We start from the raw sequence: 21,447 nt of genomic DNA, 5'->3' as shown, positions 1-21,447 counted from the left end.
TGTATGGTGGCGGATCGGTTCGATCGTCTTCAGCCCCTTGGAAATCCCGCATGAGCAAACCGCTCCTACATCTGGTCTTCGGCGGCCGTGTCGCCGATCCGCGCCAGGCCGATTTCGTCGACGTCGGGAATCTGCACGTGGTCGGTATTTTTCCCAATTACGCGACCGCGCTCAAGGCGTGGCGCGGCGCCAGCCAGGCACGCGTCGACGAAGCCGATTGGAAATACGTGGTCGTTCATATTCACCGCCTGCTTGAACCGACTCCACTACAACGGATGCTCGAACCCGATCGCCGAGACCAGGCGACGCCGCCAACGAAACCGAAAGCGAAACCGAAGACGAAAAAGAAGGCGAAAAAAAGAAGCTCCCGGCGCTAGTCGTCCACCAGGCGCCGCACTTCGGCCATGACGCTCGCGAACATCGCCTCTGTCAGCTTGCCGGTGTTGGTGTTGTAGCGGGAGCAATGATAGCTGTCCAAGAGCCAGCGTCCCAACGGCAGTTCGTGGCGGGCGCCGTGGGCAAAACGGAACGCCGACTTGCGGACTCCCTCGGCGGCGAGAACCGACTGGTGGGCGATGGCGCCGAGCGCGAGCATGGCCTTCAGGCGCGGCATGGCGGCGATCTCGGCGACCAGGAATGGCCGGCATGCCGCGATCTCGGGACCGGTCGGCTTGTTTTCCGGCGGCACGCAGCGGACCGCGTTGGTGATTCGCACCCCCTCGAGTCGGAACCCATCGGCGGCGTCCGCGCCATAAACCCCGCGCGCGAAGCCGAACTTCAAAAGCGTGCCGTAGAGCAGGTCGCCGGCGAAATCCCCGGTGAAGGGACGCCCGGTGCGATTGGCCCCGCGCAGGCCCGGCGCCAAACCGACAATCAGCAATTCCGCATCGAGGCCGCCGAACGAAGGGACCGGGGCGTTATGCCAGGATGGGTTGGCGCGACGGTTCGCTCGGCGAAATTCGACGAGGCGCGGGCAGCGCGCGCAATCGACGTCGGGAACCGTCGCGGGCGCGGGCACGCGGCGGCGTCAAAGATCGACGGCGTTGGCCGGGGTCAGGCCCGAGGGCGCCGAGCGCTCACGCGGTTCGCGGTGTTCGCGCGGGCTTTCGACACCGGCGACGCCGGGGCGGGAGGCGCGGGCAATGTGCGACTGCAATTCCTGCAGCTCGAGGAACGTGTCGGCCTGACGGCGCAATTCATCGGCAACCATCGGCGGCTGCGAGCGAATGGTGCTGACCACCGTCACGCGCACGCCCTTGCGTTGCACCGCCTCGACCAGCCGGCGGAAGTCGCCGTCGCCGGAAAACAGGACCACGTGGTCGAGGTGCTGGGCCATTTCGAGCACATCGATGGCCAGTTCGACGTCCATGTTGCCCTTGATCTTGCGCCGCCCCTGGGAATCGGTGAATTCCTTAGTCGGCTTGGTAACCATGGTGTAGCCGTTGTAGTCGAGCCAATCGACCAGGGGCCGAATCGGGGAATACTCCTGGTCCTCGACCAACGCGGTATAGTAGAACGCGCGGACCAAATGGCCTTTGGCGGCGAAGTAGTCGAGCAACTTGCGGTAATCGATGTCGAAGCCGAGACCGCGCGCCGCCGCGTACAGGTTCGAGCCGTCGATGAAAAGGGCAATTTTTTCCTGCGGATAGAAGATCATGACGTTTATTCCCTTGGGTTCAATGGTTACGAGCTATCAGCCATCCCGCCGTGCGACCGACGGGCGCGCCCTTAATCGCGCGGACGCTCCGCTAGATTGAAGGGTCCGAACCTCGATGGCAAGGGAAGGAATTACGTCGGAATCGCCGTCATTGCCGGAGATTATGGCGTGATCTTACTGGGCATCGGCGCCAACCTGCCGTCCGCGTTCGGGCCGCCGCGCGCGACATGCGGCGCCGCTTTGGTCGCGCTCGAGCGGGCGGGAGTGAAAATTGCCGCTTGTTCCTCCTGGTGGAACTCGGCGCCGGTGCCGGCATCCGACCAGCCGTGGTTTGTCAATGCCGTGGTCGCGATTGAAACCGAGCTCGATCCGGCGCGGCTTCTCGCGCTTCTGCTCAAAATCGAACGCGCTTTCGGTCGCACCCGCACGGGTAACGCCAATGCCGACCGTACCCTCGATCTTGACGTGCTCGATTACCACGGCCGGGTTTCCAACGATGCCGAAGACCCGCGCTTGCCCCATCCCCGGATGGAGGGCCGCGCGTTTGTCGTCCTGCCGCTGCTCGAAATCGCCCCCGAATGGCGCCACCCGGCGAACGGCCTTTCGATCGAACGGCTGGCGGGGGCGCTGCCGCCCGGCCAAGCCATATTCCGTATGCCGCCGGGCGCGGGCCGTTTCGGGACGGAGTGGGAAGAAGGCATCCTGCCCGACCTCGGCCGGGGACCCTAAGCTCCGCGCATTTGGCTTGCCACCTCCGGGCGCGCCCCATATATAACCGTCGCGGACTTCAGGCCTTGGTTGCGGACCCCCGCCCAAGGCTCTTATATTCATATTCGAATTCAAGGAGTTGTGGCCAATGGCTCGTGTGACGGTCGAGGATTGCATCCTCAAGATTCCGAACCGGTTCGATCTGGTGATGCTGGCCGCCCAGCGCGCCCGCGAAATTTCCTCGGGCTCGGCGTTGACCGTGGAGCAGGATAACGACAAGAACCCGGTCGTGGCGTTGCGCGAGATCGCGGACGCGACCGTGGACACGGCCCAGATCGAGGAAAGCCTGATCCGCAGCCTGCAAAAGAACGTCGAAAGCGACGAGCCGGTCGAGGAAACCGTCGACATGGCTGCCATGCAGCAGGAAATGACCCTGCAGATGTCCCAAGCCTCGCAGGCTTCCGCCGAAATCGAAATGGGCGAAGATGCCGATCTCGACGAAGGCGAACTCGACGCCGCCGAGATCGAAGGCGAAGAGGCGGTCGGCCCCGAAGCCGGAACCGCCGAAGACCTGGGGGCCGATCAACCGGGCGCCGACGACAGTGCGAAGGAGGCCGAGGAGTAATCCCGCGCCCCCATCGGCGGCCACGAGCGGGCCGACCGGACCGGAAGCGCTCTCCCGGCAAGGCCGTCGATGATCCGTCAGTTCGAGCTGGTCGACAAGGTCAAAGCCTACGACCCGAACGCGGACGAAGACATTCTCAACCGCGCCTACGTCTACGCCATGAAGGCCCACGGCACCCAGGTGCGCGCCTCGGGCCAATCCTATTTCTCGCACCCGCTGGAAGTCGCGGGCATTCTCACCGACTACAAGCTCGATACCGCCTCGATCGTCACGGCGCTGCTGCACGACGTGGTCGAGGATACCACCATCAACATCGATGACGTGCGCGATCATTTCGGCGTCGAGGTCGCCCGGCTGGTCGACGGCGTCACCAAGCTGGCCCGCATCGAATTCCAATCCGACCAGGCCAAGCAGGCCGAAAATTTCCGCAAGCTTGTGCTGGCGATGTCGGAGGACATCCGGGTCCTGCTGGTCAAGCTCGCCGACCGGTTGCACAACATGCGCACGCTCCGCTACATCCGCGATCCTGAAAAGCGCCGGCGCATCGCGCGCGAGACGATGGATATCTACGCCCCGCTCGCGGAACGGATCGGCATGGAGCGGATCAAGAGCGAGCTGGAGGACTTGGCCTTCGCCGAGCTTAACCCCGAGGGGCACGACAGCATCGTTGCCCGGCTCAAGTTCCTGCGCGAGAAGGGCGGCGACATCCCCAACCGAATCATGTCGGACCTCGGCCGGATCTTGCGCGAGGCCGGCATCGCGGCCGAACTGTCGGGACGCGAAAAAACTCCCCATTCCATCTGGCGCAAGATGCAGCAGAAGAACATCGCCTTCGAGCAGCTGTCCGACATCATGGCCTTTCGCGTGGTGGTGGAGTCGATCGAGGAGTGCTATCGCGCGCTCGGCGCGGTGCATGGCGCTTATCGCGTCGTGCCGGGCCGGTTCAAGGATTATATCTCGACGCCCAAGCCCAACGGCTATCGTTCCTTGCATACCGGCGTCTTCGGTCCGGAACGCCAGCGGATCGAAATTCAAATCCGCACCCGCGAGATGCACATGATCGCCGAGCACGGCGTCGCCGCCCACTGGATCTACAAGCAAGGCGCCGACCGCCGCGACGGCCGCCAGTACCGCTGGTTGCGCGAACTGCTCGATATCCTGGAAAACGCCGCCGGGCCCGAGGAATTTCTCGAGCACACCAAACTCGAAATGTTCCGCGATCAGGTCTTCTGCTTCACCCCGCGCGGCGATTTGATTACGTTGCCCACGGGCGCGACGCCGGTCGATTTCGCCTACGCGGTGCATTCGGACATCGGCAACACCTGCGTCGGTGCCAAAATCAACGGGCGGATGATGCCGCTCCGGACCGAACTGGCCAACGGCGACCAGGTGGAAATCATCACCTCCAAGGCGCAAACGCCGTCGCCGACCTGGGAACGCTTCGTGGTGACCGGTAAAGCGCGCGCGGGAATCCGCCGCTTCATCCGGGGCCAAGAGCGCAATCAATACCTTCAGCTCGGCCGCTCGATCCTCACCAGCGCGTTCAAGGAAGAGGATTACGAATACACCGACAAGGCGCTTTCCGGCGTGCTCAAGACCTTCGGCGCCGAAACGGTCGAAGACCTGATCGCCGACGTCGGCGCCGGCCGTCGCACCCACCGCGAAATTATCGAGGCCGTCTTTCCCGCCGCGAAGCGCAAGCGCGGCGGCTGGGCCAAGGTTGTCTCGCTCGCCCGCGCGCGCACGCGCAAGGCCAAACCGGAAACACCGCCTGTTCCCATCCGCGGCCTGATTCCCGGCATGGCCATGCATTTCGCCGGTTGCTGCCATCCGCTGCCCGGCGACCGCATCGTCGGCATCGTCACCACCGGTAAAGGCGTGACTATTCACACCATCGATTGCGACAAGCTCGAGGAATTCGCCGACGAGCCCGGCAGGTGGATCGACGTGTCGTGGGACACCGGGCAAGCGGACACCAGCGTTCACGTCGGACGTGTCACGTTGACCGTGATGAATGTTCCCGGCAGTCTCGGCGATCTGTCCACCATGATCGCCAAGAACGACGGCAACATCTCGAATCTCAAGATCACCAACCGTTCGGCGGACTTTTTCGACATGACCATCGACATCGAAGTCAAGGATTTGAAGCACCTAACCGACATCATCGCCGCGCTCCGGGCCATGCCGGCGATCAATTCGGTCGAACGGGCGCGCGGGTAGGCGGACATGCGACGGCTTCGCCTCGGCGTGAACATCGACCACGTCGCCACCTTGCGCAACGCGCGCGGCCATGCGCATCCCGATCCGGTACGCGCGGCCGAACTGGCGCTTGCCGCGGGCGCCGACGGCATCACCGCCCACTTGCGCGAAGACCGCCGCCACATCGTCGACGGCGATATCACCCGCCTGGCGCGGATGCTGGCGAAGCGGAAGAAGCCGCTCAATTTCGAAATGGCGGCGACGCCGGAAATGCGCAGGATCGCGCTCAAGATCCGCCCGCACGCCGCCTGTATCGTGCCCGAACGTCGCCAGGAGCGCACCACCGAAGGCGGCCTCGACGTGGTCGGAAACCGCGAACGCTTGATGCCGTTCGTCCACGCGCTGACGCGGGCCGGCATCCGCGTGTCACTGTTCATCGAACCCGATCGGCGCCAGTTGGACGCGGCCAAGGCGGTCGGCGCACCGGTGGTCGAGTTGCACACCGGCGCCTATTGCGAAGCGCAAGGCCGCGCCCGCGCGCGCGAACTCGAACGCATCGTGCGCGCCGCCCGCCACGCCGAGGCCATCGGGCTCGAATGCCATGCCGGCCACGGCCTCGACTTCGCCACCGTCGGCCCGATCGCCGCGATTCCGACCGTCGTCGAATTGAACATTGGCCATTTTCTGGTGGGGGAGGCGGTGTTCACCGGGCTCGGTCGCGCAATCCGACGCATGCGCGCGCTGATGAACAGGGCCCGAATCGACCGGCCCCGTGGGCCGAAAACGCGCAAGGGCGGGCGTCGATGATTCTCGGCGTCGGCACGGATCTCTGCGATATCCGGCGAATCGAACAGGCGTTGACGCGGTTCGGCGACCGTTTCACGGCGCGCTGCTTCACCGCCGAGGAACGCGCCAGCGCCGACAAGCGCGCCAACCCGGCCGCGCGCTACGCCATGTTCTACGCGGCCAAGGAAGCGTGCGCCAAGGCGCTCGGCACCGGTTTCCGTCAGGGCGTTTTTTGGCGGGATATTCAGGTGTACAGTCTTCCCTCCGGCCAACCGATGATCCGGCTCCAAGGCGGTGCCCGCAATCGGCTCGGCGCCCTCGCGCCGGCGAACGGCAATCCGCGCATCGACGTGTCGTTGACCGACGAATACCCGATGGCGCACGCCATGGTCGTCATTTCCGCCGCCTCCGACGGGTGAAGCGTTCTTGACAGAGCAGATGGACGCTGGCTTGATCGGGCGCGCCCGTTCCGACCGTCGTCCTTAATCGTATGTTTGGCCCTCTGTTCAAAGCTCCCGCGATGACCCGGCCCAAGACTTCCGGCGGTTTCGCCGAAACCGTCAAGACCGTCGCCTATGCGGTCGCCATCGCGTTGTTCATCCGGACGTTCTTCTTCGAGCCGTTCAACATACCCTCGGGCTCGATGATCCCGACGCTGCTGGTCGGGGACTACCTGTTCGTCTCCAAGTATTCCTACGGCTACAGCCGTCATTCGTTGCCGTTCAGCCTGGCGCTGATTCCGGGCACAGACCGCGCGTGGTTCAAGGCCCCCGAACGCGGCGACGTAGCCGTGTTCAAACTGCCCACCGACAACCGCACCGACTACATCAAGCGCATCGTCGGTCTTCCCGGCGATACGATCCAGCTGCGTGGCAGCGTTCTCTACGTCAACGGCGAAGCGGTGCCACGCCAGCGAGTCGACGACGCCGTTTATACCGAGAGCGGGGTCGTCCGCCGCGCCGTCCGCTACCGCGAAACCCTGCCGAGCGGACGTTCCTACTACGTGATCGAGCAGTCGGAGACCGCGTTCCAAGACACCACGCCCGTCTTCAACGTGCCGCCCGGCCATTACTTCGCCATGGGCGACAACCGCGATCGCTCCCGCGACAGCCGCTTTCTCGACGAGGTCGGCATGATTCCGGTGGAAAATCTGGTCGGTCGCGCCGAAGCCATCTTCTTTTCCGTAGACGGTTCGGCATGGAAGGTATGGGAGTGGTTTTCGTCGCTGCGCGGCGCGCGCATGTTCACCGCCATCCGCTAACGGCTATCGAGTAGGCATGGCGCGCGGAAAAACCCGGCGGACCTCCAAACGCAAGGCTCCGTCGCGATCGGCGCCCGATACCCTCGAAGGCCGGATCGGATACCGCTTTCACGATCCCGGCTTGTTGCGGCTCGCGCTCACCCACGCTGCGGTCGCGGGCGGAATCGACTCCAATGAACGCCTGGAGTTCCTCGGCGACCGGGTGCTCGGCCTGATCGTCGCCGACATGTTGTACCGACGTTTTCCCAACGAGACCGAGGCCGCGCTCGCGCGCCGCTTCGTCGCCGCGGTACGACGCGAAACCCTGACCGAGGTCGCCGAATCCCTCGATCTGGAGCGCGACCTAAAACTCGCCCGCGAGGCGCCCGAGGCGTTGCGGCGCGGCCGCGCCGGAATGCTCGCCGATGCCTGCGAGGCCCTGATCGCGGCGATTTTTCTCGACGGCGGCTTGAAGGCAGCCGAATGCTTCGTTGCGCCGCACTGGCAAGGCCGGCTCGACGACGCTCTGCCGCCGCCCAAGGACGCCAAGTCCGCGCTTCAGGAGTGGGCACAAGGCCGCGGCTTGCCGCTGCCCGGCTATCGCGAGGTCGGCCGCAGCGGCCCCGCGCACGCGCCGCAATTCGAGATCCAGGCCGCCATCAAGGGCCACGCGCCCGCGCGCGGCGAAGGACCGTCGAAACGAGCCGCGGAACAGGATGCCGCCGCGAAATTGCTGGCGCGCCTGGAGTCCGGCGCGCGCGGCCGTTCATGAGCGCGCCGAACCGACGGGCCGGCTTCGTCGCCATCCTCGGCGCGCCCAACGTCGGCAAGTCGACCCTGGTCAATCGGCTGACCGGCACCAAGGTCAGCATCGTCTCGCCCAAAGTGCAGACGACGCGATCCCGCGTTCTCGGCATCCGCACCATCGGCGACGCGCAGATCGCCTTCGTCGACACGCCCGGTCTGTTCCGGCCGCGCCGGAGGCTCGATCGCGCCATGATCGCGGCTGCTTGGGGCGGAGCGGAAGAGGCGGATGTTTTGGCATTGGTCGTTGACTCCGCGCACGACCCGGACAAGGACGATGACACCCGCGCCATCGTCGAGAAACTCGCGGAGACGGGCCGGAAGAACGTCATCCTGGTGCTCAATAAGATCGACATCGCGGACAAACCGAAGCTGCTCGCGCTCGCCGACCGCTTGCACCGGAGCGGCGTTTTTTCCGATGTGTTTATGGTTTCAGCCCAAACCGGCGACGGAATCGACGATTTGCTTGCGGCGTTCGCCAAGCGCGTGCCGGAAGGACCCTGGTTGTTTCCCGAAGACCAAGTGTCGGACATGCCCGAGCGCATGCTCGCGGCCGAAGTCGTGCGCGAACAGCTTTATCTGCAACTGCACCAGGAAGTGCCCTACCGCGCGACGGTCGAAACCGATCAGTGGCGGGATATGAACGACGGCGGCGTGCGCATCGAACAGACCATCTACGTCGAGCGCGACGGCCAGCGCGCCATCGTGCTCGGCAAGGGCGGCGCCCGCATCAAGTCGATCGGCCAGGCGGCGCGCGCCGAACTGGAACGCATCCTCGAACGCCGCGTGCACCTGTTCCTGTTCGTCAAGGTGCGCGAGAAGTGGGAGGAAGACCCGGAGCGCTACCGCGCCATCGGCCTCGATTTCGACGTTTGAGCCGACCCGCGCGCGGCAAGCGCCCAGGCAAGCGTGGCGTGGGCGAGCGCTTCGTTGGCATCGATCGCGCGCGCCTTCAACCACGGATCGCCGGCCGGAAAAGCGGCTGGGATCTCGGTGCAGCCAAGGATCACGGTCGCGGCGCCGGCGCGTTCAAGACGTTCGACGGCTTGGCGGAAGAGGGCAGCGGCTTCGGCCAGCCGATTTGCTTTCACATGGGCGATGCCGGGCAGCACCAGCATGCGGTTGATCCCGTCGTCCGGCAGAACGCTTTTGAATCCCCGCGCCGCCAGGCGTTGCTGGTAGAATCCCGACTTGAGCGTTCCTTCGGTCGCCAAGAGACCGACCGCGCCACCGATCCCACACTGGACGATATCGTCGATCGCCGCATCGGCGATATGCAGGAAAGGGATGGGTTTTGCCGCCGCCGCCAACTCTTCATACCAGTGATGCGCGGTGTTGCACGGCATGACAATCAGGCGGGCGCCGGCACCAAGGAGAAACTCGAGCCGTTCCTTCAATTCCGGCAGTGGCGAACGGGCGCCCGGATTCAGGATCGGCGCGACCCGCGACGGCAGTTGCGGGCAGGAACAGACGACGGTCGGTACGTGGTCCTCGTCGCGTTCGCCCGGGGTCGCGGCGATCAGCTTGACGAAGAAATCGGCGGTGGCGAGCGGGCCCATGCCGCCCAGCACGCCGACCAGATCGGGGCGATCCTTGAACGAGTCGCTCAATGGGACAAAATTTTCGAGAGGAACAGCTGCGCGCGCTCGCTGCGCGGCGTGCCGAAGAAGTCTTCGGTGGTGGTGTCCTCGACGATGCTGCCTTCGTCCATGAAGATGACGCGATCGGCGACCTTCTTGGCGAAACCCATTTCGTGAGTCACCACCATCATGGTCATGCCTTCCTCGGCGAGCGAGACCATGACGTCGAGAACTTCGTTGATCATTTCGGGATCGAGCGCCGAGGTCGGCTCGTCGAACAGCATGGCGATCGGATCCATCGCCAAGGCGCGGGCGATGGCGACGCGCTGCTGTTGGCCGCCCGACAACTGCGCCGGATACTTGGCCGCCTGGTCGGCGAGCCCGACGCGGGTGAGCAGCTTCATGCCGCGTTCCTCGGCTTCGGCCTCGGCCCGCCCCAGCACCTTGACCTGGCCGAGCATGATGTTGCGGATCACGGTCATGTGGGGAAACAGCTCGAAGTTCTGGAACACCATGCCGATGTGCGCGCGCAGCTTGCTCAAGTTGGTCGCGGGGTCGCCGACCGACACGCCGTTGACCGTGATGGTGCCTTTCTGGAAAGGCTCGAGGCCGTTGACGCACTTGATCAACGTGCTTTTGCCCGAACCCGAGGGACCGCACACCACCACCACGTCGCCCTTGGCGACCGACGTGGTGCAATTTTTCAGCACGTGAAACTCGCCGAACCACTTGTCGACATTCTTCATTTCGATCATATGGCGTACTTCCGTTGCAGACGGCGGGCAATGATCGATCCGGTCAGGCAGATCACCAGGTAAACCGCGGCAGCGAAGAGGAACAATTCGACCGGGCGGTTATCGCGGTTGGCGATCAAGTCGGCGGTAGTGAGAAAGTCCTTGAGCCCGACCACATAGACCAGCGAGGTGTCCTGAAACATGATGATCGATTGGGTCAGCAGCACCGGCAACATGTTGCGGAACGCCTGCGGCAGGATGATGAGACGCATGGTCTGGCCGTAGGTGAGGCCGAGCGCGTAACCGGCGTAAACCTGGTTGCGTGTCACGCTTTGGATGCCGGCGCGGATGATTTCGCAGTAATACGCCGCCTCGAACATGATGAAGGCGATCAGCACCGAATGAAAACCGCCGATCGGCCGCCCCAGCAGCTTCGGCACCAGGAAGTAGAACCAGAAAATCACCAGAATCAGCGGCAGCGAGCGGAAAAAGTTGACATAGGACGCGGCGAACCACGACAGCGGCGCGATCGGCGACAGCCGCATCAGCGCGAGCAAGGTTCCGAACAGGACGCCGCCGCAGATCGCGAGCCCGGTCAACTGCAGGGTGAACAGCATTCCTTGCCACAGCAGCGGCAGAGCGCGTTCGACCACGGCAAAATCGAACCCGCCGAACATGCTATTTCGCCTCCAGCGCGATCATGCCCGGAATCCGGGTACGCTTTTCGGTGACGTGCATCAGGGTCAGCACGATGACGGTGACGGCGCTATAGAGCACGGTCGCGGCGGTGAACGCCTCGAAACCCTGGAAGGTGTATTCCTCGATCTGGCGGCTGCGGGCGGTCAACTCAATCACGCCGATGGTGAGCGCCAGCGAGGAATTCTTGAACACGCCGAGAAAATCGTTGGTCAGCGGCGGTATGATGATGCGGTAGGCGACCGGGATCAGGATGTGGCGGTAGACCTGCACCTGAGTCAGGCCGATGGCGAGCGCCGCCTGGCGCTGGCCGGCGCGGATCGCGCCGATCCCCGAACGCACCTGCTCGGCCACCCGCGCCCCGGTGTAGAAGCCGAGGCATACGACCGCCGTCCAGAACTCCGGCATCGGCATGCCGCGCTTCAGAAACATGCCGGCGTCGCGCGGCAGCAACTCCGGCACCACGAAATACCAGAGGAACAGCTGCACCAGCAGGGGGATGTTGCGGAACAGCTCGACGTAGGCGGCGCCGATCGCGCGAGGAAGGGGGTGTGGCATCGTCCGCATCACCCCGATCACCGAACCGAGGACGAGGGCGATGACCCAGGCCAAGATCGCGACCGCGCAGGTCCAGCCGAACCCTTGCCAAATCCAATCGAAATAGGGCTCCCGCAGCAGGACGCCCCAATCCCACCTGTAGTTCATCGCCTGATCCCTCTCTCAGGCTTCCCGCTGGAAAGCCATCCGCCCGCCTCCGGGGGGAAGCGGGCGGACATCGGCAGGACGGATTAGTACGGCAGGGCCTGGATCTCGAATGCCTTCTTGAGATCCGCGCTCAAGGGCATCTTGATGTTGGTCGGGCCGGGATTAAACCACTTGTTGTAGATTTTTTCCATCTCGCCCGAGCGCATCAGATCGGCGACCACGCGGGTCGCGAGCAGGCGGTACTCGGAATCGTTGCGCGGGATCATCAGGCTGTAGGGATCGTAGGAGAAGAACTCGCCGACCACTTCCCACTGGCTCGGATCCTTGGAAGTGCTAACCATGCCGTAAAGCAGCACGTCGTCGGAAACGTAGGCGTCGACGCGACCGCTTTCGAGGTTCAGCATCGCCTGGGGATGGTCCTTCACCGGCACGGACTCGACCTTCAGCTTGCGCTTTTCGGCTTCGGCCAGGAAGGCCTTCTCGTTGGTGGTGCCGCTGGAGTACGAGATGCGCTTGCCGTTCATATCGTTGAGGCTCTTGATGCCCGAGCCTTTCTTCACCAGAAGCTTGGAGCCGGTGATGAAGGTAACCGGCAGGAAGTCGACCTGCTTGGCGCGTGTCAGGTTGCTGGTGGTCGAGCCGCATTCGATGTCGATGGTACCGTTGGCAATGAGCGGAATGCGGGTCTGGGCGTTGATCGGCACGAACTTGACCTTCAGGCCCGGCATGTTGAGCTCTTTCTTCACTTCGTCGACGATCTTCATGCAGATATCGATCGAATAGCCTTCGGGCTTGCCTTCCTTGTTCATGAAGGCGAACGGTACCGAGGCCTCGCGATGCCCGACCGCGATTTCGCCGGCGGCCTTGATTTTCTTCAACGTCGGCGACTCCTGCGCCAAGGCGGGCAGGGCGCCGGCGAGAACGACCGCCGCGGCGGCAAGGGCGGTACGGAAAATACGGGTCATTTGGATTTCTCCCTGGTTTGTTAACGCTTTACTCAATAATTCCAAGTGACAGGGTAGCTCTTTTTCGCGCGGAGGCAACCGAAAAAACCCCGCGCCGACAGGGCCCCCACGGGCCCAAAGGCGCTTATTCCGCCGCCCGGCGCCCTCGGGTCTCGGCCAAGGAACTGGAAGACGAAAAGTCCACGTCCTTGGGATGGCCTTCGAGCGAACGCCGGACCGCCACGTCGAGACGTCCCACGATGTCGTCGATCTCGGCTTCGGTGATGATCAGGGGCGGCGAAACGCGCATGAAGTTCTTGACGCAGATCGCGGCCACGCCTTCGAGCAGGAGGTTATAGCGGATCCGCTCGCCCATCGCCGGGTCGGGCGCGCGGCTCTTCTTGTCGATGACGATGTCGAGCATCTGGTAAAGGCCTTCGCCGCGCACGTCGCCGATGCATTCGTAGCGATCGCGCAGGCCTTCGAGTTTTGTGCGCAGAATCGCGCCCAGTTTCGCCGACCGTTCGGCCAGCTTGTCGCGGAGCACGATCTCGATGGTTTTCTTCGCCGCCGCGCACGCGAGCGGATCGCCCGGGTAAGTTCCCGACCACGGCAAACCCAGCTTGCCGCTGACCTCGTCGGCGATTTCCTTGGTGGTGACCGCGCCGCACACCGCGAATCCGGCCGACATGCCCTTGCCGAAGGTCACCACGTCGGGAACGGTTCCGGTATGCTCGAACGCCCAGAACTTGCCGGTGCGCGCGGGCGCGAGCTGCATCTCGTCGAGGATCAGGAGCGCGCCCCAGCGCCGGGTCAACTCCTTCAGGCGCGGCAGCCATTCCTTGGGCGGCACGATCATGCCGCCGGGTACCAGGATCGGCTCGGCGATCACGCCGGCGACTTCCTTGGTGGTGAGATGCTCCATCAACTCTTCGCTGGTCTTGAGGCACTTCACGTCGCAGGATGGATAGGTGAGGTTGACCGAACAGCGGTAGCAGAACGGCGGCAGGATCGCGTTGGCGCGCGCTGGCATGATCAGCGGCCCCAAGCCCTTGCGCCGGCCGCCGCCGACGGTGGTCATCGCCTCGACCGCGAGCGAACCGCCGTGCAAGCCGCGAATGACGGAAACAATGTCGAACTTTCCGGTCTTGGCGATCGCCATGCGCATGCCGATCTCGTTCGCCTCCGAGCCGGTGACCGCGAAATTGACCAGCTTGAGGCCGGGTGGAAGGGTGCTGCCGATCAATTCGGCGAGTTCGATCGCCCACGGATTCGTGTACCACGACGACTGGTGGACCATTTTCCCGGCCACGTCGCGGATGACCTCGGTCACCTCGGGGTGCGAATGGCCGAGCGGCAGCGACATCATCCCGGAGTTGAGGTCGTAATAGTCCTTGCCATCCACGTCGGTGATGACGGTGCCGCGCCCCGAGCGGAAGATGACCTTGGGGTGGTAGCGCCAGCCGAGCACGACAGCCGAATCGCGCTCCATCCATTTCTTGTGGGTCGCGGAAAAATCGAAACTCTTATCGGTCATGAACGGCATTCTCCTGATTCCGACGCAAACCGTGGCAGCCGCGCACTTTAACACCCCCGACCGGGCCCGTCATGGCCTCCTCGGTTGCGCGACGGTCCGGCGAGCACCATAAGATGGCTTCCATGGAATGGAATGACGACGGGATCGTGCTCTCGGCCCGCCGCCACGGCGAGGCCGCTGCGGTCGCGACCCTTTTGACCCGCGTCCACGGCCGTCACGCGGGCCTGGTACGGGGTGGGTGGGGGAAGCGCGGGCGTGCCATGTTGCAACCCGGCAACGCCGTCCACGCGCGCTGGCGGGCCAGGTTGCCCGAACATCTCGGCACGTTCACCTTGGAACCCGACCGGACCTTCGCCGCCGGGGTGTTTAACGACCCGCTGCGGCTCGCGGCGCTGGCCTCCGCGTGCGCGCTCGCGGATGCGGCCTTACCCGAGCGCGAGCCGCACCCGGCGGTGCACGACGCGCTCGCGCTTCTGTTCGGCGCGCTGGTCGCCGAACAACCCGCGTGGCCTGAGGCTTATATCCGCTGGGAAGTGCGCCTGCTCGCCGATCTCGGCTTCGGCCTCGATCTCACCCGATGCGCCGCGACCGGGACCGAATCGAATCTCGCGTTCGTGTCGCCGCGCACGGGCCGCGCGGTGTCGGCGGATGCCGCCGGACCGTGGCGCGAGCGATTGCTGCCGCTGCCCGAATTCCTCGCCAGGGGCGCCGAAGCGGCCGGGGCCGAATCGGTCGCACGCGGCTTGGCGCTGACCGCGCACTTTCTCGAACGCCACGTCTTCGCCCCCCACGGCAAACCCTTGCCCGCCGCGCGCCGGCGCTTGGCGATGCTCCGCTTGGTCGGCGATTGACCGCGCTGCGCCAAGTTCTCTATACCCGCCCCATGAGCAAACGCCCCGCCAAGACCGAATCCCCCGCGAACGATGACATCCGTCCGACGCCGCTGGCGGATGCGTTGTCGGAACGCTATCTCGCCTATGCGCTCTCGACCATCATGGCGCGTTCGCTGCCCGACGTGCGCGACGGCCTGAAACCGGTGCACCGGCGGCTGCTCTACGCCATGCGCCAGTTGCGGCTCGATCCCGACCAGGGATTCAAGAAATGCGCGCGCGTGGTCGGCGACGTGATCGGCAAATTCCACCCGCACGGCGACACCGCCGTTTACGACGCCATGGTGCGCCTCGCCCAGGATTTCGCCGTGCGTTATCCGCTGGTGGACGGGCAGGGCAACTTCGGCAACATCGACGGCGACAACGCGGCCGCCATGCGCTACACCGAGGCGCGGCTGACGGCGGTGGCGACCGCGCTGCTCGAAGGCATCGACGAGGACGCGGTCGATTTCCGCCCGACCTACGACGGCGAGGACTCCGAGCCGGTGGTGCTGCCGGCGCGTTTTCCCAACCTGCTCGCCAACGGCGCCGCCGGCATCGCGGTCGGCATGGCGACCAGCATCCCGCCCCACAACGTGGGCGAGCTGGCCGACGCGCTGCTGCATCTCATCAAGTCGCCCAAGGCGCACGCCGGCACGCTGGCCGAACTGGTGCCGGGTCCCGATTTTCCGACCGGAGGCGTGCTGGTCGAGCCGCGCCAATCCGTGGTCGAAGCCTACAAGACCGGGCGGGGAAGTTTTCGACTCCGCGCGCGCTGGGAGGTCGAAAAGCTCGGCCACGGCACGTGGCGGATTGCGGTAACGGAAATCCCGTGGCAGGTTCCGAAATCGCGCCTGATCGAGAAGATCGCCGAACTGCTGCAGGCGAAGAAGTTGCCGCTGCTCGACGACATTCGCGACGAATCGACCGAAACCGTGCGTATCGTGCTGGAGCCCAAGAACCGCGCGGTCGATCCGGCGGTGCTGATGGAGCACCTCTTCCGCCAGACCGAACTGGAAACCCGCGTCGCCCTCAACCTCAACGTGCTGGATGCCGACAACACCCCGCGCGTCATGGGCCTGCGCGAGGCGTTGCAGGCGTTCCTCGATCACCGCCACGAGGTGCTGGTGCGCCGCTCTAAGTTCCGGTTCGGCAAGATCGAGGCCCGGATCGAAATTCTCGACGGCCTGCTGATCGCCTATCTCAATCTCGACCGGGTCATCAAAATCATCCGCACCGAGGACGAGCCCAAACCCAAATTGATGAGCGCCTTCAAGCTCTCCGAGACCCAGGCCGAAGCGATCCTCAACATGCGGCTTCGCCAATTGCGCAAGCTCGAGGAAATGGAGATCAAAGCCGAGCACAAGGCGCTGGTCGCGGAGCGGGCCGAGATCAAGGCGCTGCTCAAGGACGAAGGCAAGCGCTGGCGCCGGATCGCCGACGAGATCGCGGACATCCGCCGCGAGTTCGGCGCCAAGACGGAACTGGGGCGGCGGCGCACCCAGATCGGCAAGCCGCCGATCGCCGAAACGCCGCCGATCGAATCCTTCGTCGAGCGCGAACCGATCACCGTGGTTTGTTCGGAAAAAGGCTGGCTGCGCACGGTCAAGGGTCACCTCGCCGATTTTTCCGAGCTGAAATTCAAGGAAGGCGACGGGCCGGCCTTCGCGGTGCACGCCCAGACCACCGACAAGATCCTGGTCTTCGCCAGCAACGGGCGGTTTTACACGCTCGCCGGCGATAAGCTGCCTCCGGGGCGCGGCCACGGCGAGCCGATCCGCCTGATGATCGAGCTCGGCAACGAGCACGAGGTCGTTGCCCTGTTTCCATATGCGGGCAGGCGCAAGCTGATCGTCGCCTCGCGCGAGGGGCGCGGCTTCACCGTCCCCGAGGACGAGGTGCTGGCGCAGACCCGCAACGGCAAGCAAATCCTCAACCTCGGCGACAAGGAACGGGCCGCGGCGTGCACGGTGGTGCGTGAGGGTTCGGACGCGATCGCCTGCGTCGGCACCAAGGGCAAGCTTTTGATCTTCCCGCTCGCCGAGTTGCCGGAAATGGCGCGCGGGCGCGGGGTTATCCTGCAGCGCTATAAGGAAGGCGGGCTTTCCGACATCACCACCCTCAACCTCAAGGAAGGGCTGGTGTGGAAAACCAGGGAGCAGACCCGCACCGAGGCCGCGATCAAGGACTGGATCGGCAAGCGCGGGCAGGCCGGCATGATGCCGTTCAAGGGATTCCCGACCTCGCGCAAATTCGGCGGACCGTGACGGCGGAACTCATCCCCCGAACTTGAAGGGCAGGGCGCGAGCGGCGAGTGTCGACTGAAGGGCGATGCCCGACCAGGCGATCGCCCGCTTGCGGAAGGCGAGATAAGAGTCGTAAACCTTGCGGGTGGCCACGTCCGAGCGCCCGAGCTTGGCGACCACGTCACCCGCGGCCGTTCCCAATTGACGCACGATGTCGTCCGACAGGCGCCGGATCTGGACGCCGTGTTCGTTCTTGAGGGTGTCGAGGGCGTCGATGTTGCGGGCGTAGAATTCCGACTGGGTCAGCTTGTTGTCGGCGGCGACCGCGTCGGCGATGGCCCTCTTATAAGTGGCGGACAGGCCATCCCAGACGCGCTTGTTGAACCCGCAGGTCAACGCCGCGCTCGGTTCCATCACGCCGGGGAAATAGTAGAAGCGGGCGAGCTTATGAAGGCCAAGGGCCAGGTCGTTCCACGGGCCGACCCATTCGACCGCGTCGAGTTCGTTCTTCTTGAATGCCCTGAAAATCCCGTTGGGCGGCAGCGATACGGGGTCGACGCCGAAATTCCGCAACACTTCCCCGGCCAAGCCCGACACGCGAAAGCGAAGACCTTTGAAATCTTCAATCGCCTTGATCTCCCGCCGGAACCAGCCGAACGCCTGCACGCCCGAATTGCCGGCAAGCAACGGCTTGATGCCGAACGAGGCGTGGATTTCATCCCACAGTTGCTGGCCGCCGCCGTGATAGATCCAGGCGTCCATTTCGGCCGCGGTCATGCCGAACGGAATGGTGGTGAAGAAATTGAACGCCGGCGACTTGTCGCGGAAATAATAATCGGGCGCATGGTAGATATCGGCGGTACCGTCGATGACCGCGTCGAACGCGCCATCAGCCGACACCAGTTCGCCGGCGGCGAAAACCTTGATGATGAGCGCCCCGTCGGTCGCCTCGCCGATCGCGCGCGCGAGCCGCTCGGCTCCGGTGCCGAGGCCGGGCAGATTCTTCGGCCACGCCGTGACCATGCGCAGCTCGCGCCGGCCTTGGCCCAGCGCGGAGGCGCCGAACGCGGCGGCCGGCGCGGCGGCGGAAGCGGCGAGAGCGCGACGCAAAAAATTACGGCGTTTCATGGCCCCAATGTCAGCCTTTCGCGTCGGACAGCAGCCGCCAACCGCGCGCGTCGCGCATTTCGACCGGCCGGAACTTCGACTTGTAGGACATCTTCTGGCAATCGGCGATCCAATAGCCGAGATAGACGTAAGGCTTCTTCATCGACCGGGCGCGTTCGACCAGCCACAGGATCATGAAGGTGCCGAGGCTCGCCTTGGCCCGTTCAGAGTCGAAGAAGCTGTAGACCGCCGACAGACCGTCGCCGACCCGATCGGCGAGGCAGGCGCCGACCAATTGATCGCCATCGCGCACCTCGACGATCACCGTGTCCACCGGCGTGTCCTCGATCAGGGCCCGATAATCCTCGAAATCCATGCGCGCCATGTCGCCTTCGGCATGGCGGGATTGCTGGTAATCGACGAAGAGGGAGAACTGCTCGCGGGTGGCGATCGGCGGCCGCTCCTCGACGGTGAACGCCGCGCGACCCTGGGCCAGCAGGCGCGCCTGGGTCCGGTTGGGGCGAAAGTCGCGGGCGACGATCCGAACCGGAATGCAGGCGTCGCAGCCGGTGCAGGCGGGTGCGTAGACGATGGCGTGGCTGCGCCGAAATCCGGCGTGGGTGAGGGCGTCGTGCAGGGCGGCAGCGTCGCGCCCGACCAATTCGGCGACCACGCGGCGCTCCATCCGACCCTCGAGATACGGACAAGCCAGCGGCGAGGTGGCGAAGAAGAACCGCGCGTCTTGGATGGGCTTGAGCTTCATGGCCGAGACTAAACCACGCGGGCGTGCCTGTTCATTGCTTCTGTTTCTTCGCCGCGTCCTCGCGCCGCTGACGTTCGCGGATTTCGTCGAGGCCGGGAAGGATATCGCGCGCGGCCGGCTGCGTTCCCGGCGGCGCGGCGGGCGAATCCCCGCCGCCTTTAAATTGTTGCCGCGAGGATTCGCTCGCGGCGGCGGGAGGCGGCAGGGGTGCGCTCGCGGACGGTATCGCGGGCGATGTTGCGGGCGGGCGCGCGGGCGGCACGGCCTGGGACGCCGGGGCCGGATTCGAAGGCGGCGCGGATTGGGGCGCGGTTCGGTTTTCGTCCTGAATTTGGCGTTCGCGAATGGCATCGAGGCCGGGCAGGGCCTCGCGGATGCGGCGCGGCTCGCCTTGGGCCGGCTTTTTCACCACCGAGGCCGGATCGCCGGTGCCGCGCAGCAACACGATCGTCAGCCGTCGGTTGCTCGGATGGGCCGGATCCTCGGGTTTGAGCGGATCGACATAAGCCTTGCCGGTGACCAGTCCGACCCGTTCCTTCGGAACATGGAACCCGAGCAGGGTCCTCCGCGCGGCGTTGGCCCGATCCGCCGACAGCTCCCAGTTGCTGAACTTGGTTTCGTCGGTATAGCCGGTCGAGTCGGTGTGGCCGGCGATCGAAATTTTCTGCGGAAGGTCGAGAATAACCTTGGCGACAACCTCGAGCAGCCGGCGGGTGTGCAGATACATCTCGGAACTGCCCGCAGGAAAAAGGGCGAGACCCTGCTGGTCGACGATCTGGATACGCAGGCCCTCGGGCGTGTTGTCGATCAGCAGGCTGTTGGCAAGTTGGCGCAGCGCCGGCACGCTTTCGACCGCCTTGCGCAATTCCTGTTCGGCTTCCTTGAATTGCTCCTCTTCCTGGGCTTTGCGGCCGTCGTCCTCGGCAGCGCCTTCGCCGGCTTCGGCACCTGTGCCGACCTTGGGCGGAGGCAGATCCTGGGTCACGGTCGCGCGCGAGGTGGGGCTTTCCGCGGCGCCGGGGTCGCCGACGGTCTTGCCGCCGAGCACCTGGCCCGAGCCGGTTTGCGAGCGCGACGTGGTTACCGGCGCGAAATAGTTGGAGATGCCCTGCAACTGTTCCTGGGTGACGGAATTCAAGAGCCACAGCAACAGGAAGAACGCCATCATCGCCGTCACGAAGTCGGCGTAGGCAAGTTTCCACACGCCGCCGTGCGATCCGTGAGCGGCTTTCTTGATCCGCTTGAGGATGATTGGCTGGACGGAGGGTGCCGCGGAATTTTCAGCCATGGCGAACTTGTTCTATTATGCCTCGGCCGCCCCGTTCAGGCGGTCGTCGGCACGTTCTGGATCATCGCCTCGACCTCGGCGAAGGTCGGGCGCAAGTCGGACGAAATCTGCTTACGGGCGAATTCGATCGAAATCTGCGGGGCATACCCGTTCATATGGCCGACGATCGCCGCCTTAATGCAGGCGAGATAAGCGGCGTCCGAATTATTAGCGGCCTCGACCGCGGTGGCGATCGGCGACATGGTGCCGTAACAGACGAGAATGCCGCTGAAGGTGCCGACCAGCGCCGCGCCGATCAGCTTGCCGAGGATTTCCGGCGGTTCGGTGATCGACCCCATGGTCACGATCACCCCGAGCACGGCGGCAACGATACCCATCGCCGGCGCGCCGTCGGCGAACGTCCGGATCGTGCTGACGATGGCGTGCTGTTCCTGATGATGGACCTCAAGGTCGCGGTCCATGATCCCCTCAATGTCGTGCGGACTCTTCGCCCCCAGGGTGACAAGGCGGAGATAATCGCATAGAAACTCGACCGCGTGATGATCGGCGAGAAAAGTCGGAAAATTGGCGAATAGGGGACTTTCCGCCGGCTTCTCGACGTGGCTTTCGAGGGCAAGATCCCCCTTGGTCTTGGCCAGCCGGAACACCGCGTAGAGAACGCCGAGCAGCTCGAGATAATGAACCTGCTTGTATTTGGCGCCCTTGATCGCGGTGCCGAATGACTTGAGCGTGCCGATCAGGACCGGTTTTGGGCTGGAGATGATGAAGGCGCCGGTCAGCGCGCCCAGAATGATGATGAATTCCAGCGGCTGCCAGAGAACCGAGAGATTGCCGTGGACGGAATAGCCCCCGATGACGCTGGCGTAGACGACGATCAAGCCGATGATAAAGAACATCGCTGTCCTTGAGCATTCCCTGGCCGGGTTCGCGATGCCAATCGTACTTTGGGCGGCCCCGGT

At 64.6% G+C, this 21,447-nt stretch carries 23 protein-coding genes; 11 read left to right on the top strand and 12 right to left on the bottom strand.

Features of this window, described 5'->3' with window-relative positions:
• The first annotated feature begins 50 nt into the window (after positions 1–50).
• A complete protein-coding gene (locus FJ311_05475; GenBank protein ID MBM3950887.1) occupies positions 51–377 on the top strand; it encodes a DUF4170 domain-containing protein in 327 nt (108 codons plus the stop codon).
• On the opposite strand, the gene FJ311_05470 is transcribed toward FJ311_05475, so the two are convergent.
• Both FJ311_05470 and FJ311_05465 read right to left on the bottom strand, forming a co-directional pair.
• Positions 374–1,018 carry a uracil-DNA glycosylase gene (locus FJ311_05470; protein MBM3950886.1) on the bottom strand — a complete coding sequence of 215 codons (645 nt, stop codon included), beginning with the start codon at positions 1,016–1,018 and terminating at the stop codon, positions 374–376. The two genes, FJ311_05475 and FJ311_05470, sit on opposite strands and share 4 nt — an antisense overlap.
• Positions 1,019–1,027: 9 nt before the next feature.
• Positions 1,028–1,657, bottom strand: a complete 630-nt coding sequence (locus tag FJ311_05465; GenBank protein ID MBM3950885.1) for an NYN domain-containing protein — start codon at positions 1,655–1,657, stop codon at positions 1,028–1,030.
• A gap of 168 nt (positions 1,658–1,825) precedes the next feature.
• On the opposite strand from FJ311_05465, the gene folK reads away from it, so the two are divergent.
• The 8 genes from folK (at position 1,826) to FJ311_05425 (ending at position 8,895) form a co-directional block, all read left to right on the top strand.
• Positions 1,826–2,386, top strand: a complete 561-nt coding sequence (folK, locus tag FJ311_05460) for a 2-amino-4-hydroxy-6-hydroxymethyldihydropteridine diphosphokinase (GenBank protein ID MBM3950884.1) — start codon at positions 1,826–1,828, stop codon at positions 2,384–2,386.
• Positions 2,387–2,513: 127 nt separating this feature from the next.
• A complete protein-coding gene (locus tag FJ311_05455; GenBank protein MBM3950883.1) occupies positions 2,514–2,990 on the top strand; it encodes a DNA-directed RNA polymerase subunit omega in 477 nt (158 codons plus the stop codon).
• Between the two features lie 69 nt (positions 2,991–3,059).
• Positions 3,060–5,210, top strand: a complete 2,151-nt coding sequence (locus tag FJ311_05450) for a bifunctional (p)ppGpp synthetase/guanosine-3',5'-bis(diphosphate) 3'-pyrophosphohydrolase (protein MBM3950882.1) — start codon at positions 3,060–3,062, stop codon at positions 5,208–5,210.
• A gap of 6 nt (positions 5,211–5,216) precedes the next feature.
• Positions 5,217–5,996: a pyridoxine 5'-phosphate synthase gene (locus tag FJ311_05445; GenBank protein MBM3950881.1), complete on the top strand. Its 780-nt coding sequence runs from the start codon at positions 5,217–5,219 to the stop codon at positions 5,994–5,996.
• Complete coding sequence (locus FJ311_05440; GenBank protein MBM3950880.1) at positions 5,993–6,394, top strand: holo-ACP synthase; 402 nt, start codon at positions 5,993–5,995, stop codon at positions 6,392–6,394. The genes FJ311_05445 and FJ311_05440 overlap by 4 nt, the downstream gene beginning before the upstream one ends.
• A 101-nt stretch (positions 6,395–6,495) precedes the next feature.
• Positions 6,496–7,236 (top strand): signal peptidase I, encoded by a 741-nt coding sequence (lepB, locus tag FJ311_05435; protein MBM3950879.1) that lies wholly within the window; start codon positions 6,496–6,498, stop codon positions 7,234–7,236.
• A gap of 16 nt (positions 7,237–7,252) precedes the next feature.
• A complete protein-coding gene (rnc, locus tag FJ311_05430) occupies positions 7,253–7,987 on the top strand; it encodes a ribonuclease III (protein MBM3950878.1) in 735 nt (244 codons plus the stop codon).
• Positions 7,984–8,895, top strand: coding sequence for a GTPase Era (locus tag FJ311_05425; protein MBM3950877.1), 912 nt, complete (start codon positions 7,984–7,986; stop codon positions 8,893–8,895). The genes rnc and FJ311_05425 overlap by 4 nt, the downstream gene beginning before the upstream one ends.
• Here the strand turns inward: FJ311_05425 and FJ311_05420 are convergent.
• From FJ311_05420 to FJ311_05395, 6 genes are all read right to left on the bottom strand, one after another.
• Positions 8,862–9,578 (bottom strand): aspartate/glutamate racemase family protein, encoded by a 717-nt coding sequence (locus tag FJ311_05420; protein ID MBM3950876.1) that lies wholly within the window; start codon positions 9,576–9,578, stop codon positions 8,862–8,864. The two genes, FJ311_05425 and FJ311_05420, sit on opposite strands and share 34 nt — an antisense overlap.
• Before the next feature lie 47 nt (positions 9,579–9,625).
• Positions 9,626–10,354 carry an amino acid ABC transporter ATP-binding protein gene (locus FJ311_05415; GenBank protein ID MBM3950875.1) on the bottom strand — a complete coding sequence of 243 codons (729 nt, stop codon included), beginning with the start codon at positions 10,352–10,354 and terminating at the stop codon, positions 9,626–9,628.
• Entirely contained in the window at positions 10,351–11,010 is a 660-nt protein-coding gene (locus tag FJ311_05410) for an ABC transporter permease subunit (GenBank protein ID MBM3950874.1), read from the bottom strand. Before FJ311_05410 ends, FJ311_05415 begins: the two co-directional genes overlap by 4 nt.
• A 1-nt stretch (position 11,011) precedes the next feature.
• Positions 11,012–11,734 carry an amino acid ABC transporter permease gene (locus FJ311_05405; protein MBM3950873.1) on the bottom strand — a complete coding sequence of 241 codons (723 nt, stop codon included), beginning with the start codon at positions 11,732–11,734 and terminating at the stop codon, positions 11,012–11,014.
• Between the two features lie 83 nt (positions 11,735–11,817).
• The gene (locus FJ311_05400) at positions 11,818–12,699 is read right to left on the bottom strand and encodes an amino acid ABC transporter substrate-binding protein (protein MBM3950872.1); all 882 of its coding nucleotides are present in this window, start codon (positions 12,697–12,699) and stop codon (positions 11,818–11,820) included.
• Positions 12,700–12,823: 124 nt separating this feature from the next.
• Positions 12,824–14,224 (bottom strand): aspartate aminotransferase family protein, encoded by a 1,401-nt coding sequence (locus FJ311_05395; protein ID MBM3950871.1) that lies wholly within the window; start codon positions 14,222–14,224, stop codon positions 12,824–12,826.
• A 113-nt stretch (positions 14,225–14,337) separates the two neighbouring features.
• Between FJ311_05395 and recO the strand changes: the two genes are divergently transcribed.
• Positions 14,338–15,066 (top strand): DNA repair protein RecO, encoded by a 729-nt coding sequence (gene recO / locus FJ311_05390; protein ID MBM3950870.1) that lies wholly within the window; start codon positions 14,338–14,340, stop codon positions 15,064–15,066.
• A 32-nt stretch (positions 15,067–15,098) separates the two neighbouring features.
• A complete protein-coding gene (gene parC, locus FJ311_05385; GenBank protein ID MBM3950869.1) occupies positions 15,099–17,351 on the top strand; it encodes a DNA topoisomerase IV subunit A in 2,253 nt (750 codons plus the stop codon).
• Positions 17,352–17,360: 9 nt separating this feature from the next.
• Here parC and FJ311_05380 read toward each other — a convergent pair whose 3' ends face one another.
• The 4 genes from FJ311_05380 to motA are packed head-to-tail and all read right to left on the bottom strand — an operon-like array spanning position 17,361 to position 21,384.
• A complete protein-coding gene (locus FJ311_05380; GenBank protein MBM3950868.1) occupies positions 17,361–18,458 on the bottom strand; it encodes a TRAP transporter substrate-binding protein in 1,098 nt (365 codons plus the stop codon).
• Positions 18,459–18,468: 10 nt separating this feature from the next.
• Positions 18,469–19,200 (bottom strand): arginyltransferase, encoded by a 732-nt coding sequence (locus FJ311_05375; GenBank protein ID MBM3950867.1) that lies wholly within the window; start codon positions 19,198–19,200, stop codon positions 18,469–18,471.
• 31 nt (positions 19,201–19,231) lie between these two features.
• Entirely contained in the window at positions 19,232–20,488 is a 1,257-nt protein-coding gene (locus FJ311_05370; protein MBM3950866.1) for a hypothetical protein, read from the bottom strand.
• Positions 20,489–20,523: 35 nt separating this feature from the next.
• Positions 20,524–21,384: a flagellar motor stator protein MotA gene (gene motA / locus FJ311_05365; GenBank protein MBM3950865.1), complete on the bottom strand. Its 861-nt coding sequence runs from the start codon at positions 21,382–21,384 to the stop codon at positions 20,524–20,526.
• Between the last annotated feature and the right edge of the window lie 63 nt (positions 21,385–21,447).

It is taken from the genome of Rhodospirillales bacterium, from assembly GCA_016872535.1.
Classification (GTDB): Bacteria; Pseudomonadota; Alphaproteobacteria; order Rhodospirillales; family 2-12-FULL-67-15; genus 2-12-FULL-67-15.
Note: the sequence above shows the minus strand (reverse complement) of the source record. Positions and strands in the feature narration are given on the sequence as shown.